Raw genomic sequence first — 15972 nt, 5'->3', positions numbered from 1 at the left:
TGAATCTAAGTATTTTCAGCAACCATACTCTCTCTAAAATCTTCAACAATTAAAACATGTCTATAGTCAAATAATTTTCATTTAATTTGATTATTATTTTACATTTAATAATTTAGTTTGTCAATATATAAATTAAAAAAAATTAAATTAAAATTTTATAAAAAGAAAAACTATAAAAAAATTTTAAAAAAACTTAAAAAAATTCAAAAACTGTTGTATATCTAACAAGACATTTTAGAAAAACTGATATATAATATAAGTGTAGTAATCGATTACTAAAAAATAAATAGGTTGATGAGGATAGGAGAGTCTCTTTATGAGCACCGAAGGTACAAGTTAGTAATTAGCAGTTTCTAATGAAATTCTCAGGTAAAAGAACTATACTCGGACAAATTCTGAAATTTAATAACTATTAAATAACAGGAAGAGATGCTTTAACATTTCTTCCTGTTGTTTTTATTAGGAGTTAATTATGATTTTAATAACTAACAATCCAAAATTTAAAAGTTTAGATATAAACAATATAGCAGTAAAATATCATAATACCGATTATTTTCGTATATTGGAAATAACGCGTGATTATATACACAAAAATTATGAAATGTTAACACACCCATTGTATGGAAGTGTAAAACCAAATGAAACTATCTATAGAACTATTTTGATTAAAGAAAGTGATAGTTTAGATTATAATTCTGTAACATTAATATCTGAAGCTATGAGTACTTTTGTAAAATTTAATAAAAACAAATTAACGCCTACTTGGAATGAAAGAGTAAAGGATGATTTTAGCGTTATAGATTATGACTTATTAATCAATGCTATAAAAAGAATAATAAATTAAAGAGGAGGTATTGTATGGCAGAACATTTTGATTTAATAATTATAGGTTCAGGGCCGGCAGGTTTATCGTCTGCACTATACGCATCTAGAGCAAAACTAAAAACATTAGTTTTGGAAAAAGGTAAGAATGGAGGTCAAGCAGCATCAACACATCTTATCGAAAATTACCCAGGGTCAATAGAAAATCCTACGGGACCAAACTTGATAAATAGAATGCTTGAACAGGCTAAAAGTTTTGGTGCAGAAATTCGTAAAGAAGAAGTTATTGATGTAGATTTTTCTGGTGATGAAAAAATAATTAGATGCAAGAGTGGTGACTTGTCAGCCAAAGCAGTTGTTATAGCAACAGGAGCTACACCTAGAAAAATGGATGCTCCGGGAATTAAGGAATTGTCTGGTAAAGGTGTATCTTACTGTGCGACTTGTGATGCAGATTTCTTCCAAGACTTAGATGTTTATGTAGTGGGTGGAGGAAATAGTGCAATAGAAGAAGCTATATTCTTATCTAAATTTGCACGTTCAGTAAATATAGTGCATATGTTGGAAGATTTCCAATGTGAAAATATTATTTTAGAAAAAGCTCAAAATACCCCGAACATAACTATTAAAACTCGTACAGTAGTACAAGAAGTTAAGGGTGATGGAATTTTAGAGTCAATAGTATTTAAAAATTTAGATACGGATGAAGTTTATGAAATAGAAGCGGACGAAGACGATGGAACGATGGGACTATTTATCTTTATAGGTTACGTACCACAAACAGAGTTGTTCAAAAATAAAGTGGAATTGGATAATAATGGATATGTCTTAGCGACTGAAGATACAAAAACTAATGTCCCAGGAGTGTTTGTAGCTGGAGATTGTAGAATTAAAGAAATTCGTCAAGTAGTAACAGCAGCTTCTGATGGGGCAGTATCTGCTATTATGGCAGAAAGATACATTAGTGAAAAATTTGAATAATAAATAACTAGGAGGATTAAAATATGTTAGCAGTAGATAAAACTACATTCGAAGCAGAAGTATTAGAGGCAGAGGGTTATGTATTTGTAGATTTTTGGAGTGATGGGTGTGAGCCGTGTAAAGCTTTGTTGCCAGAAGTTCATAAATTAGCTGAGAAATATAGTGAAAGTATGAAGTTCGTTTCTTTAGAAACTACAAAAGCTAGAAGATTAGCTATTAAGCAAAAAGTTCTAGGATTACCAACTTTAGCAGTATATAAAGATGGTGAAAAATTAGAAGAGGTTACAAAAGATGATGCTACTATAGAAAATATAGAAGCATTGATAACAAAATATATTTAATAAATTAAAGGAGGAGCAAGATATGCGTCTTGAACTAGGAAAAATTCAAATCAAAGACATTCAATTTTCTTCAGAGTCAAAAATTGAAGAGAATATACTGTATGTCAACAAGGAAGAGCTTATAAAAGCTATATGGGATGATGAAAATATCGTTTCTGTTGATGTAGACATAGCTAGACCGGGAGAGAGTGTTCGTATAACACCTGTAAAAGATGTAATAGAGCCTAGAGTTAAGGTTGAAGGTTGCGGAGGTATCTTCCCAGGAATATTGTCAAAAGTAGATACTGTAGGAGAAGGTAAAACTATCGCTCTAAAAGGAATGGCAGTAGTTACTACTGGTAAAATAGTAGGATTCCAAGAAGGTATTATTGATATGGTTGGAGTTGGTGCTGACTATACACCATTTTCTAAATTAAACAATTTGGTAGTAATAGCAGAACCTGCAGAAAATGTAAAACAACACGATCACGAAAAAGCTGTTAGATATATTGGATTCAAAGCTGCCAAATATTTAGGAGAATTAGCTCGTAATTTGGAACCAGAAGAAGTTACAGTATACGAAACAAAACCTTTATTAGAACAAATAGCAGAGTATCCAGATTTACCAAAAGTAGGGTACGTGTATATGTTACAAACTCAAGGATTACTACACGATACGTATGTTTACGGAGTAGATGCTAAACAAATAGTCCCAACTATATTATATCCTACTGAATTAATGGACGGAGCAATAGTAAGTGGAAACTGTGTGTCAGCTTGTGATAAGAACCCAACATACGTTCACTTAAATAATGGAATTGTTGAAGATTTGTATGAAAAACACGGAAAAGAAATTAACTTCTTAGGTGTTATAATTACTAACGAAAATGTATACTTAATGGATAAAGAAAGATCATCTAACTGGACTGCTAAGTTAAGTAGTTACTTAGGATTAGATGCAGTAATAATTTCTCAAGAAGGATTCGGAAATCCTGATACAGATTTAATAATGAACTGTAAAAAAATAGAAAATGAGAATATAAAAACTGTTATAGTAACTGATGAATATGCTGGTCAAGATGGAGCTAGTCAAAGTTTAGCAGATGCAGATGCAAAAGCAGATGCCGTAGTAACAGGAGGAAATGCTAATGAGGTAGTTGTTCTTCCTAAACTTGATAAGATTATAGGACATATAGATGTTGTAAATGTTATAGCTGGTGGAAATCAAGACTCTCTAAGAGAAGATGGAACTATAGAAGTAGAAATTCAAGCTATTACAGGATCAACGAACGAAACAGGATTTGGATATTTATCAACAAAAACATATTAATTAAATGGAGGAAATAAGATAATGAGTAGTTTAAAAAATAAAAAAATAGTTATTATCGGTGACCGTGATGGGATTCCGGGATTAGCTATAGAAGAATGTGTTAAAACTATAGAAGGGACTGAAGTAGTGTTTTCATCTACTGAGTGTTTCGTCTGAACGGCTGCAGGCGCTATGGACTTAGAAAACCAAAAACGTGTTAAAGAAGCTGCTGATAAATATGGAGCAGAAAACGTTGTGGTATTACTAGGTGCATCAGAAGCCGAAGCTGCTGGTCTAGCAGCTGAAACAGTAACTGTAGGAGATCCAACATTTGCAGGAGTTCTAGCAGGAGTTGCACTAAACTTAGATGTATATCATGTATTGGAAGAAGAAGTAAAAGAACAATTTGATTCAGCTGTTTATGAAGAACAAATGGGTATGATGGAAATGGTTCTTGATGTTGATGAAATTTCTCAAGAAATGCAAGATATAAGAGGATAGACTTTTATAAAAAGGAGGAGAAGTAAAATGTCGAAAATTAGAGTAGTACATTATATAAACCAATTCTTTGCTGGAGTTGGTGGAGAAGAAAAAGCTCATATTGAACCAGAATTAAGAAAAGAATTACCACCTATATCAACACAATTGCAGTCAGTGTTGGGAGATGACTTTGAAGTAGTAGCTACTGTAGTATGTGGAGACAGTTATTTTAATGAAAACTTAGAGGTTGCTCAAGATACATTAATAAAAATGATAACAGCAGAAGAGCCACAATTATTTATAGCAGGACCTGCATTTAATGCTGGACGTTATGGAGTAGCTGCAGGAACTATAACAAAATTAGTTCAAGAAAAACTTAATATACCTTCAGTAACTGCTATGTATGTAGAAAATCCCGGAGTGGATATGTACAAAAAAGATATCTATATTATCGAAACAGCAGATAGTGCAGCAGGAATGAGAAAAAGCTTACCTAAATTAGCTAAATTTGCTGCAAAATTAGCTAAAGGAGAGGAAATACTATCTCCTAAGGAAGAAGGATACATAGCAAGAGGAATTAGAGTTAATTTCTTCCACGAAGAAAGAGGATCTAAGCGTGCAGTAGATATGCTTATCAAAAAAATCAAAGGAGAGGATTTTGAGACAGAATATCCTATGCCTGACTTTGATAGAGTTGAGCCGAATGCAGCAATAAAAGATTTATCAAAAATAAAAATAGCTTTAGTAACTTCTGGAGGAATTGTCCCTAAAGGAAATCCTGATCATATTGAATCTTCTTCAGCATCAAAATATGGAGAATATGTAATTAAAGGATTTAATGATTTAACTGAAGAAACTCATGAAACAGCACACGGAGGATATGATCCAGTGTACGCTAATTTGGATGCTGATAGAGTATTACCTGTGGATGTAATGAGAGATTTAGTAGCCGAAGGAGTTGTAGGAGAATTACACGAAAAATTCTATACTACAGTAGGAAACGGAACAGCAGTAGCTAGTGCTAAAAAATATGCTTCAGAATTTAGTCAAAAATTAATTGAGGATGGAGTGCAAGCTGTTATCTTGACATCTACTTGAGGTACGTGTACTCGTTGCGGTGCAACGATGGTAAAAGAAATCGAAAGAGCTGGGATACCTGTCGTACATATGTGTACAGTAGTTCCTATTTCGCTTACAGTTGGAGCAAATAGAATAGTTCCGACAATTGCTATACCTCATCCATTAGGAAATCCAGCACTAGATAAAGCTGATGAGAAGAAATTAAGAAGAAAATTAGTAGAAAAAGCACTTAAAGCTTTAACTACAGAAGTAGAAGGACAAACAGTATTTGAATAATACTGCATAACAAAAGAAAGGGGATAGGAGAGAGGGATGCTTATCCTTCTCTCCTAAAATGAAAAATGAACTATCCAGTATTTAAAGGAACAGGATATGTATTAGTTCATACACCTGATATGATAGTTGAAAATGGTTCGACTTGTGAAATAGAAAAAATAACAAATCCTGATTCTGAATTTTTAAAAGAAGTAAAAAATCATATTAGAACTTATGAAGAAGTAGTAAATTATCTGCCTAATCAAGTATACATAGGTAACAAAAAACCAGAAGAATTAAATGAATATCCTATGCCGTGGTATGATATCAAAGATTATCAAGGGGAGAGATTTGGAAAATTTGGTCAAATAGTTCCTCAAGATGAATTTATAGCTATTATGCAACTATGTGATGCATTTGATTTAGTAAAATTATCAGAAGATTTTGTTAGTAGTGTTAAACCTAAAGTTGAAAAAAATTTCCCTGAATTAAATCATTTGTTTGCTAAATTAAAAGGTAGTGATATTTCTGAGTTAGAAAGTGGAAGTCAACCGTTAATTAACGAAGGAAAAATTGTTGGTTACGTAAAAAAAGCACATGACGTAGATGTTAATTTGAATGCTCATGTAATATTTGAGAACTTAGTAGTAAAAGCGTCAGGTGTAATTTCAGTATTAGAGTTGTTCAAAAATATAGACATTAATTTAGAAGATGTTGATTATGTTATAGAATGTTCAGAAGAAGCTTGTGGAGATATTAATCAACGCGGGGGAGGTAACTTCGCAAAAGCTATAGCAGAAACTTGTAATTTAATTAATGCAACAGGATCTGATGTTCGTGGTTTCTGTGCTGCTCCGGCACACGCATTAATAAATGCTGCATCGTTAGTTCAGGCTAAAGTTTACAAAAACGTATTAGTGGTTGCAGGAGGTGCTAGTGCTAAACTAGGTATGAATGCAAAAGACCACGTTAAGAAAGGTTTACCTGTTCTAGAAGATGTTTTAGGAGGCTTTGCAGTATTAATTTCTGAAAATGATGGAAAAAATCCTATTATTAGAACAGATTTAGTAGGTAAGCATAATGTAGGAACTGGATCTTCACCGCAAGCAGTTATGTCTGCGCTAGTAATTAGTGGCTTAGAAAAAGCAGGTTTGAAAGTTACAGACGTAGATGTATTCTCAGTAGAAATGCAAAATCCAGATATAACTAAAGCAGCGGGAGCAGGAAATGTTCCAGAAGCTAACTACAAAATGATAGGAGCTTTAGCGGTAATGAGAGGCGATATAGAGAAGAAAGATCTTAAATCATTTATAGAAGCTAAAGGATTACCAGGATGGGCGCCTACTCAAGGGCATATTCCTTCAGGAGTACCTTATTTAGGATTTTTAATGGAGGATCTTACTGTTGGTGATAAAAATAGAGCTATGGTTATAGGTAAAGGTAGCTTGTTCTTAGGAAGAATGACTAATTTATTTGATGGAGCCTCATTTATAGTAGAGAGAAACAGTGGAGTTACAGAAGAAATCAATGCTGTATCAAAAGATGAAATAAGAAAAATTATAGCAGAATCAATAAGAAAATTTGCTCAAAATATAGTAGAAGATTAGAGGTGATGCTTTATGAGTAAAAAAATAGTTTCAGAAGTTTTGTTAGAATTAGCTGATTCTATAGAAACAGGAAATTTTGGTAAAAAACTTAAAGTAGGGCTAACCACTCTAGGCAGTGAGCATGGAGTAGATAATCTTATAAGTGGAGCAAGATTAGCAAAAAATGACTTGTTTGATATAGTTTTGATTGGACAGGGACATGAAGATTTTGAAAGCTATGAAGCTACTACAGAAGAAGAATGTCATCAAATAATGGAACGTTTGTTAGATAATGGGGAGATATCATCTTGTGTAACGTTACATTATAATTTTCCAATAGGTGTTTCTACGGTAGGGAGAGTTATAACACCTGCTAGAGGAAAAGAAATGCTTATTGCAACTACTACGGGAACATCAGCGACAGATAGGGTAGAAGCTATGGTACGAAATGCTATCTATGGTATTGCTACTGCAAAATCAATAGGAATTAAAAATCCAACATTGGGAATAATAAATATTGATGGAGCTAGACAAGTAGAAAAAATATTGCTAGACTTAAAAGATAATGGTTATAAGTTTGATTTTACTGAATCTAAGAGATCTGATGGAGGGTCAGTAATGAGAGGTAATGACTTACTTATGGGAACACCCGATGTTATGGTAACAGATTCGCTTACTGGAAATATATTTATGAAGCTATTTTCTTCTTATCATACAGGAGGAGATTATGAAGCACAGGGTTATGGTTATGGACCAGGAGTGGGAGAAGACTACTCAAGAAGAATTTTAATATTGTCTCGTGCTTCAGGTTCAGCAGTTGTTGCAAAATCGTTGCAATATGCCTATGAAGTAGCTTTAGGAGAAGTCAACAAAATAGCAAAAGAAGAATTTAAAAAAGCCAAAAGTGCTAATTTAGATAAATTTTTAGAAGAACTAAAAAATAAAAAACAAACTAGCTCTAGTGATGAAAAAGTAGCTATGCCACCTAAAGAAACTGTTACGGCTTCTATATCAGGGGTTGATATTTTAGATTTAGAAGACGCTGTAAAAGTTTTATGGCAAAAAAATATTTATGCTGAAAGTGGTATGGGTTGCACAGGCCCTATTATATTAGTAAGTGAAGAAAAAGAAGAGTTAGCTACTAATATTTTAAAAGAAAGTAATATGTTAGCATAGTAAAAGAATGGCAAAGGATATCTTTTACTATACTAAGAGTATAGAATTATTATTTAAGGTACAATTTTAAAAAAATAATAGCGATACACTAAATGAAAGTGTATCGCTATTTTCTATAATTTAGATATTATTTTTTCTTGAATTTCTAAAAATTGTTCGTTAGAAAGTTTTTCTGGAGGATATTTTATTTCTAAATGATCAAAATGTAGTTCTTTATTTTCATATCGTGGAACTATGTGGAAATGAAGATGGAAAACAGATTGTCCAGCAAATTCTTCGTTATTTTGCATTATAGTAACTCCATCTGCAGAAAAACTATTTTTAACAGCGTTAGCTATTTTCGGAAGTGCTGCCCCTATATGAGCAGCAGTTTCGCTATCGCAATCTAAAATATTTCTGCAATGTTTTTTAGGTATAACTAATGTATGACCTTTAGTAACTGGAAACACATCTAGGAATGCATAAACAAAATCGTCTTCATAAATTTTATAACTAGGTATTTCTTTGTCTAATATTTTTTCGAAAATTGTCTTTTCCATAGTTTTTCTCCTTAATCAAGTTTTTCTAAAGTAGTAGTTAGTAATTTTTTTAGATTAATGCTAATTTTTTGTGCTGTTTTTAAAACGTGCTCGTGATCGTGATTTTTTTCTTGGATACCAGTTGCCATATTTGTTACACAAGATAGGACAGCTACTGGAAGCCCTGCATGATTAGCAGCTATTACTTCTGGTACAGTAGACATTCCTACTAAATCACATCCCATAGTTTTGAATGCTCTTATTTCTGCTCGAGTTTCAAAGTAAGGTCCCATAAAGAAACCGTATGTTCCGTGATGTAAAGTAATGTTTAGTTCTTTTGCAGAAGATGATAAATTTTCTACTAATATGGGATTGAACGGAGTTGTCATATCTACAAATCGTTGTCCAAGACGATCATCATTAGGACCAATAAGTGGGTTGTCCGTAACTAAAGAGATAAAATCGTCTAAACATACAATATCTCCTTCTGAATAGTTTGTATTTATAGCACCGCAAGCGTTAGTTATAAAAAGACCTTTGATGTTCATAAATTTAACGACGTAAGTCATAAATGCAACGTCTTTCATACTATGTCCTTCGTAATAATGCAAGCGACCATTTAAGACCATAATAGTTTTGCCAGATATTTGACCAAAAGTTAACTTATTAGCATGTCCTTTAATGTGCGATGCAGATTTATTGCCAGGGAAATTAGGAATATCAGAATAGCTAAGTTCTTTTTGATTTTCTAATTCTAATGTTATTCCACTACCTAAAACTACAGCATAATCAATAGTTTCTCCGTAGAAGTTGTTTATAAAGTTAGCAGTTTCTATTATTTTATCGTAATAAGTCATAGTAATTCTCCTTGAAATGTAGTATATAAAAATTATATCAAAAAATAATTTAAAAATAAATATAATATATAAACTATGTTAAATTTTTTAAAAACGCTTGCATCTTATTCTGCTCTATGTTATATTTTAGTTGTAATAAACATAAGGAGGATATTATGAAAAAAATACTTAAATATATAGTTGTACTAGTTTCTTTGACATTAATTTTTGTTGGATGTTCATCTAAAAATTCATCAGAAAATAGTGAAGATAAATCTAGTTACAAGATAGGAGTAGTAGTAGGAGAAGGAGGAGCAAAGGACAAAAGTTTTAACCAAGCTAATGTAGAAGCAGTAGAAGCATGGGCAAAAGAAAACAATGCTACAGCTCATAAGCCAATAGAGAGCAAGAACGCTTCTGATATTAACGCTAATTTACAAAACGTTTCTTCAAAATCAGATATAGTTTCTGTAGCTGGGTATGATTTTGAAAAAGAGTTACCTAAAATAGCTGAAAAAAATAAAGATGTTAAGTATATCTATATTGATATGGAAGCTAAGGGCGATAATATTATGTCTGCTGTTTTTAAAGAGCAAGAAGCAGGGTATTTAGCAGGCTATGTGGCAGCATTGCAATCAAAAACAGGTAAAGTAGGATTTATAGGGGGATTAAAAATACCTCCAGTAGCAAAATTTGGTTTAGGATTCGTTCAAGGAGCAAAAGAAGCTAACCCTAATGTAGAAATAATTTACAATTATACTGGTAGTTTTGCTGATATTAACAAAGGAAAAACTATAGCTGCAACTATGTATGACGAAGGAGTAGATGTAATTTTTACAGCTGCGGGGAATACAGGTAATGGAGCTATAAAAGAAGCTCAAGAACGAGCTGTTAATGATTTTAAGGATAGTGGAGAAATTAAACATTGGATTGTAGGGGTAGATAAGGATCAATATGAAGATGGAATTTTCAAAGCTAAAGATAAAGATGGTAAGGATGTAGAAAAATCAGTTATTCTAACTTCTGCTATGAAAAAAGTAGATGTGGCTGTAAAGGACATTCTAGATAAAATTAAAGCTGGAACTTTCCAAGGAAATACTACTTTAGTTTTTGGAATAAAAGAAAATGGCTTGACATTACCTAAAGAAAATCCTAATTTAGTAGGAGATATAGAATCTAAAGTTAAATCTATTATGGAAAAAATATCTTCAGAAACAATAAAAGTTAAGGATGATGAACAATCATTAACAGAGTCAGAAAAAACAAATATTAAAGGTGAATTATAATAAAATTTATATGTAATAGTTCGTTTGACATATTAAATGAAATATTTATCCAAATAATTCATAAAATTAATCTAAAAATTACTAAAGTAGAGTAAATTATTAGAAATGAAAACGGTACTTACGAACTTTTCAAAACAAATAGTAAGATTATAAAATAAAAATATTGATATTGAAAAAATTTTATGATATCATTTTCTTATAAAATAAAACTCAAAGGAGACAATTTTTTTATGAAAAAATTATTTTCATTTTTAGCAGTAGTTTTATCAACTGCTTTAATATTAGTAGGATGTTCTTCTAAATCTGGAAGTAACAGTAGTAGTTCTTCTTCAGGACTTAAAGTAGCAGTAGTTACTGATGAAGGTGGAGCTAAAGATAAAAGTTTTAACCAAAGTAATGTTGAAGCTGTAGAAGCTTGGACAAAAGCTAATGGAGGAACTGCACAACAACCTATCGAAACTAAGAGTCAAGACAAAATAGTTCCAAATTTAGAAACAGCAGCAAAAGTTTCTGATGTAATATCTATAGCTGGATTCTATTTTGAAAATACTTTACCTGAAGTTGCTGATAAATATAGTGATAAAAAATTCATTCTTTTAGATGGTGTAGTTGATAAACCGAATGTACTATCAGCTACTTTCCAAGAGCATGAAGCAGGATATTTAGCAGGATATACAGCAGCATTACAATCTAAAACTGGAAAAATAGGATTTGTAGGTGGAGCTAAAATTCCAGCAGTTGTTAAATTCGGTGTAGGATATATTCAAGGAGCTAAAGCAGCTAATCCAGACATTCAAATATTCTATCAATATAGTGGATCATTTACTGATTCTAACAAAGGAAAAACATTAGCAGCTACTATGTATGACGAAGGTGCAGATGTTATCTTTGCGGCAGCTGGAGGAACAGGTACAGGTGTTATTAAAGAAGCTCAAGAAAGAGCAATCAATGATCTTAAAGATAGTGGAGAAGTTAAACACTGGGTTATTGGTGTAGATAAAGATCAATACGAAGATGGTGTATTCAAAGCTAAGGATAAAGATGGAAAAGATGTAGAAAAATCTGTTATTTTAACTTCTGCAGTTAAAAATATTAATGTTGCAGTAACAAAAGCACTAGATTCTATTAAAGATGGAACATTCAAAGGTGGAAAAGATAATGCTGTAGTTTTAAGTATTAAAGATAATGGTGTAGGAATCCCAGAGAAAAATCCAAATCTTACAGATGATATTTATAAAAAAGTTATTGCAGCTGGAGATGAGTTGAAATCAGGATCAGTTAAAATTGTAGAAACTGGTGATGAATTACCAAATAAAGATAACTTAAAAGGTGATGCTTAATATTTTCACAAAAAAAAGAGTCCAGAAAGCTGGACTCTTTTTAATTTCTTATAAAATTTAGTATAGTTAGTGAATTATATAAAAACATATCAGAAAAAATATTAGAAAAACGTATACTATACTATAAAAATATATTATAATTATATTGTACAAAATTATTGAAACGAGGTGCTTATATGTATGCAATAGAAATGCTAAACATCACAAAAAAGTTTGGTGACTTCTACGCAAATAAAGATATAACTATTCAGGTTAAGAAAAACGAAGTACACGCATTGTTAGGAGAGAATGGAGCAGGTAAATCTACTCTTATGTCTGTTCTTTTTGGTATGTATCATCAAGAATCTGGAACAATAAAATTAAATGGTAAAGAAGTTAAAATTAAAGATCCTAAACACGCTAATCAATTGGGAATAGGAATGGTGCATCAACACTTTAAATTAATTAAAAACTTCACTGTCGCAGAAAATATTATCTTAGGTATGGAAGAAGTAAAAGGTGGAAAAATTGATATAGATAATGCTTCTAAGAAGATATATGATTTATCTGTAAAATATGGATTGCAAGTTGATCCGAATGCTTTAGTGAGCGATATAACTGTAGGAATGCAACAAAGGGTAGAAATTTTGAAAATGTTGTATCGTGATGCAGAGATACTAATTTTTGATGAACCTACAGCAGTATTAACTCCGTCAGAAATAGAAGAATTTTTAGTCATTTTAAAAAATCTTCAAAATGAAGGTAAAACAATATTACTAATTACTCATAAACTTAACGAAATTATGGCAGTAGCCGACCGTTGCAGTATCATTAGACGTGGAGAGTACTTTGGAACTGTAGAAATAGAAAATACTACCAAAGAAAAATTAGCGAGTCTAATGATAGGTAGAGATTTAGAAATTATTAATTACGAAAGATCACGTAATGGTAAGGAAAAGTTATTAGAAGTTAAAGGTGTTTATGCCGATACTGTTGAGAAAAAAGATATTCTACATGACTTTAATTTAGAAGTTAGAGAACGTGAAATTTTGGGTATTGCTGGGGTTGATGGTAATGGGCAACAGCAATTTGTAGAAGTATTGAATGCATTGTTAACTCAAACTAAAGGAAGTATAACATTCAAAGGGCAAGATATATCAAAATTATCTACAGCGAAAAGAAAAGAGTTAGGACTGGAAATTATTGCAGAAGATAGACATAAAGATGGATTAGTATTAGATTTCAGTATAGAAGAAAATTCTATCTTGGAAAATTACTATACCTCAAAATTTGCAAAAAATGGCTTCTTACAACAAAAATCTATTTCTAAATTTGCAAAAGAGTTGTGTGAAAAATATGATGTACGTAAAGCAGGATCAGAAAAAATAGCAGCTCGTAGTATGAGTGGAGGTAACCAACAGAAATTAATTATAGGAAGAGCTTTGGAGTTAAATCCTAATCTTATAGTAACAACACAACCTACACGTGGGCTTGACGTTGGAGCAATTAATGGTATTCATAGAATGTTAATAGATTATCGTGATAAAGGTAATGGGGTATTGTTAATTTCTTATGATTTAGATGAAATTCTAACATTATCAGATAGAATAGCTGTTATTCATAACGGAAATATTATTGATGTAGTTGATAATGATGAAAAAGTTACAAAAGAACAATTAGGTCTATTGATGGCCGGAGTTAAGAAATAGGAAGGAGATTTAAGTAATGTATAAAATATTAACTAATGCGATACTACCTATACTTGCTTCATTTTTAGTCGGGGCAATAATAGTATTAGCTATAGGGGCATCTCCTGCTGATGTTATTACTATTATGAATGATTTAATAACTGATAAAGGTAGTATTTCAGAAATAATTATTTCTACTATACCATTAGTATGTACAGGATTATCTATAGCCTTTGCATTTAGAACAGGTTTATTTAATATTGGGGCAGAAGGTCAATTTATTATGGGTGGACTTATGTCAGGATTTGTTGCTATAAGTATGCAAGGTTCTAATTTTTATTTAGTTTTAGCTTGTAGCATATTGGCTGGTATTTTAGCAGGAGGTCTTTGGGCTTCTATCGCAGGTTATTTGAAAGCTAGATTTAATATAAGTGAAGTAGTTGTAACAATAATGTTAAACTATACGGCTTTATATTTTGTTCAATTCTTTGTTCCGAAATATATAAGAGGAACTAATGATGTTGTCTCTAAATTAATAGTTGATTCTAATGGAGAAAGTTATTTATCGAACAGTCTTATTTATTCAATATTTGGAAATAGCAGATTAGGATCAGATTTAATATTCGTTATAATAAGTTTAATTATTTTCTATATATTAATGGAGAAAACAGTTTTTGGATATGAGCTTCGTTCTGTAGGATTTAATAGAAACGCTTCGGAATTTGTCGGTATGAAAGTTAATAGAAATGTAGTGTTATCGATGTTTATTTCTGGAGCATTTGCTGGATTAGGAGGAGTTCTTTATAACATGGGACCAGTAGGACAAGTAGTAGTAAGTACTACTTTCCAAGGGTATGGATATATGGGTATTGCCGTAGCGCTTATAGGAGCTAACACAGCTCTAGGTGTTTTATTAGGAGCGTTATTGTTTGGATTTTTATCTGTTCTTACGCCACTTCTTACTTTTGTCGGTATACCAAAAGATATATCAAATATTTTAATAGGATTAATTGTTCTATTCGTAGCAGCAAAAGCTATGTTTGAAAATAAATTTTTAGCAGAAATTTTTACAAAAAGTAAAAAAATGAAAGGAGAAAAATAGATGGATACATTTTTATCACTATTAGACTCTATGCTACAATATACAGCGCCTATATTGATTGCTGCAATAGGAGGTTTCTACTCAGAAAAAAGTGGTGTTGTTAATATTGCATTAGATGGTTTTGTAATTTTTGGTGCTTTTATAGCATCTATGTTTGCATCTAGTTTATTTGAAGGAGAGCCTACATTAACACAATTAGTATTATGTTTAGTAGTAGCTACTTTAGCAGGAGGTGTAGCCTCAATACTTCATGCATTTATAAGTATTAATTTAAAGGCGGATCAAGTTATTTCTGGTACAGCTATTAACTTAATGGCACCTGCGGTTGCGTTATTTTTAGTTAATCATTATAATGGAACTTATGAATTGTTATTAAAAACAGGATTTCCTAGATATTCTATAGTAGGTAAACTAACGGTATATCCAACTATTATATTAGCTATTATAATAGTTATTGTAACATACTACATAATTTATAAACGTCCATTCGGTTTACGACTTAGATCTGTAGGGGAGAATCCACAAGCTAGTGATTCTTTAGGATTAAATGTCTTTAAATATCGTTATATCGGGGTAATTACGTCAGGATGTTTAGCGGGTTTGGCTGGAGGAATTATTGCTACTACTTTTAGTCAAGGGTTTAATGCTTCGATTACAGTCTACGGATTTGGATATTTAGCATTAGCAGCATTAATATTTGGTAAATATAATCCAATAACTGTTACTTTAGCAGCTTTATTCTTCGGAGGAACTAAAGTTTTTGCGGAGAAAGCGTCAATTCTAGCTCCTGATTTACCAGTACCAGTATCATTTTGGAATATGTTCCCGTTCGTAGCAACTATTATAGCTTTAATAGTATTCTCGAAAAAATCTTCTGCACCAGAAGCTTTGGGTATTCCTTATGACAAAGGTTTAAGGTAAATACATTTTCAAAAAAAAAGTGGGTATATAATATTTAGTGTAGAGGGTAAAACTTCTATACTAAATATTTTTTTATTTGTAAAATGTTTAGTGCTAAATGGCAAATACATTAGCCTAAAAAAAATAAGCTCACTAATAAAAAGTGAACTTATCTTGGAAGTAAATTTATATATTATAAAAACAATCTTATAAACTCTTGCCGGGGTAAATAAAATTTATGTTGATATAAATATAAAAATACTGTTGTATTCATACAATTAAATACGAATTTAATTAATAATAACATTAATTAA

15 protein-coding genes and 1 riboswitch are annotated in these 15972 nt (G+C 31.4%); of the genes, 13 read left to right on the top strand and 2 right to left on the bottom strand.

Going from position 1 to position 15972, the window contains the following annotated elements; all coding sequences use genetic code 11:
* Nucleotides 1–291: 291 nt before the first annotated feature.
* Nucleotides 292–391: riboswitch (glycine riboswitch) on the top strand.
* A gap of 81 nt (nucleotides 392–472) precedes the next feature.
* From AC1XWJ_RS04265 to grdD, 8 genes are all read left to right on the top strand, one after another.
* Nucleotides 473–844: a GrdX family protein gene (locus tag AC1XWJ_RS04265; protein WP_483334663.1), complete on the top strand. Its 372-nt coding sequence runs from the start codon at nucleotides 473–475 to the stop codon at nucleotides 842–844.
* A 14-nt stretch (nucleotides 845–858) separates the two neighbouring features.
* Entirely contained in the window at nucleotides 859–1803 is a 945-nt protein-coding gene (locus AC1XWJ_RS04260; RefSeq protein WP_483334662.1) for an NAD(P)/FAD-dependent oxidoreductase, read from the top strand.
* Nucleotides 1804–1826: 23 nt separating this feature from the next.
* Complete coding sequence (trxA, locus tag AC1XWJ_RS04255; RefSeq protein ID WP_483334661.1) at nucleotides 1827–2144, top strand: thioredoxin TrxA; 318 nt, start codon at nucleotides 1827–1829, stop codon at nucleotides 2142–2144.
* A gap of 22 nt (nucleotides 2145–2166) precedes the next feature.
* Nucleotides 2167–3453 carry a glycine/sarcosine/betaine reductase component B subunit gene (locus AC1XWJ_RS04250; RefSeq protein ID WP_483334660.1) on the top strand — a complete coding sequence of 429 codons (1287 nt, stop codon included), beginning with the start codon at nucleotides 2167–2169 and terminating at the stop codon, nucleotides 3451–3453.
* 21 nt (nucleotides 3454–3474) lie between these two features.
* On the top strand, nucleotides 3475–3933 hold the full coding sequence (gene grdA, locus AC1XWJ_RS04245; protein ID WP_483334659.1) for a glycine/sarcosine/betaine reductase complex selenoprotein A: 459 nt from the start codon (nucleotides 3475–3477) through the stop codon (nucleotides 3931–3933).
* Nucleotides 3934–3960: 27 nt separating this feature from the next.
* Nucleotides 3961–5268, top strand: a complete 1308-nt coding sequence (gene grdB / locus AC1XWJ_RS04240; RefSeq protein ID WP_483334658.1) for a glycine reductase complex selenoprotein B — start codon at nucleotides 3961–3963, stop codon at nucleotides 5266–5268.
* Nucleotides 5269–5333: 65 nt separating this feature from the next.
* The gene (gene grdC / locus AC1XWJ_RS04235; RefSeq protein WP_483334657.1) at nucleotides 5334–6854 is read left to right on the top strand and encodes a glycine/sarcosine/betaine reductase complex component C subunit beta; all 1521 of its coding nucleotides are present in this window, start codon (nucleotides 5334–5336) and stop codon (nucleotides 6852–6854) included.
* A gap of 12 nt (nucleotides 6855–6866) precedes the next feature.
* Nucleotides 6867–8009, top strand: coding sequence for a glycine/sarcosine/betaine reductase complex component C subunit alpha (grdD, locus tag AC1XWJ_RS04230; RefSeq protein ID WP_483334656.1), 1143 nt, complete (start codon nucleotides 6867–6869; stop codon nucleotides 8007–8009).
* Between the two features lie 113 nt (nucleotides 8010–8122).
* Here grdD and AC1XWJ_RS04225 read toward each other — a convergent pair whose 3' ends face one another.
* Nucleotides 8123–8548, bottom strand: a complete 426-nt coding sequence (locus AC1XWJ_RS04225) for an HIT family protein (protein WP_483334655.1) — start codon at nucleotides 8546–8548, stop codon at nucleotides 8123–8125.
* A gap of 11 nt (nucleotides 8549–8559) precedes the next feature.
* On the bottom strand, nucleotides 8560–9384 hold the full coding sequence (locus AC1XWJ_RS04220) for a purine-nucleoside phosphorylase (protein WP_483334654.1): 825 nt from the start codon (nucleotides 9382–9384) through the stop codon (nucleotides 8560–8562).
* A 155-nt stretch (nucleotides 9385–9539) separates the two neighbouring features.
* Here AC1XWJ_RS04220 and AC1XWJ_RS04215 point away from each other — a divergent pair, with 155 nt between their 5' ends.
* The 5 genes from AC1XWJ_RS04215 (at nucleotide 9540) to AC1XWJ_RS04195 (ending at nucleotide 15679) form a co-directional block, all read left to right on the top strand.
* A complete protein-coding gene (locus AC1XWJ_RS04215) occupies nucleotides 9540–10649 on the top strand; it encodes a BMP family lipoprotein (RefSeq protein ID WP_483334653.1) in 1110 nt (369 codons plus the stop codon).
* Nucleotides 10650–10879: 230 nt separating this feature from the next.
* Nucleotides 10880–11989 carry a BMP family lipoprotein gene (locus AC1XWJ_RS04210; protein WP_483334652.1) on the top strand — a complete coding sequence of 370 codons (1110 nt, stop codon included), beginning with the start codon at nucleotides 10880–10882 and terminating at the stop codon, nucleotides 11987–11989.
* 176 nt (nucleotides 11990–12165) lie between these two features.
* Nucleotides 12166–13677, top strand: coding sequence for an ABC transporter ATP-binding protein (locus tag AC1XWJ_RS04205; RefSeq protein ID WP_483334651.1), 1512 nt, complete (start codon nucleotides 12166–12168; stop codon nucleotides 13675–13677).
* Between the two features lie 16 nt (nucleotides 13678–13693).
* Nucleotides 13694–14758, top strand: a complete 1065-nt coding sequence (locus tag AC1XWJ_RS04200) for an ABC transporter permease (protein WP_483334650.1) — start codon at nucleotides 13694–13696, stop codon at nucleotides 14756–14758.
* Complete coding sequence (locus AC1XWJ_RS04195; RefSeq protein WP_483334649.1) at nucleotides 14759–15679, top strand: ABC transporter permease; 921 nt, start codon at nucleotides 14759–14761, stop codon at nucleotides 15677–15679. It begins immediately after the preceding gene.
* Nucleotides 15680–15972 lie beyond the last annotated feature (293 nt).

It is taken from the genome of Gemelliphila sp. 1F1 (assembly GCF_056897515.1).
The sequence above is the reverse complement of the archived record's forward strand: the minus strand, read 5'-3'. Positions and strand labels throughout refer to the sequence as shown.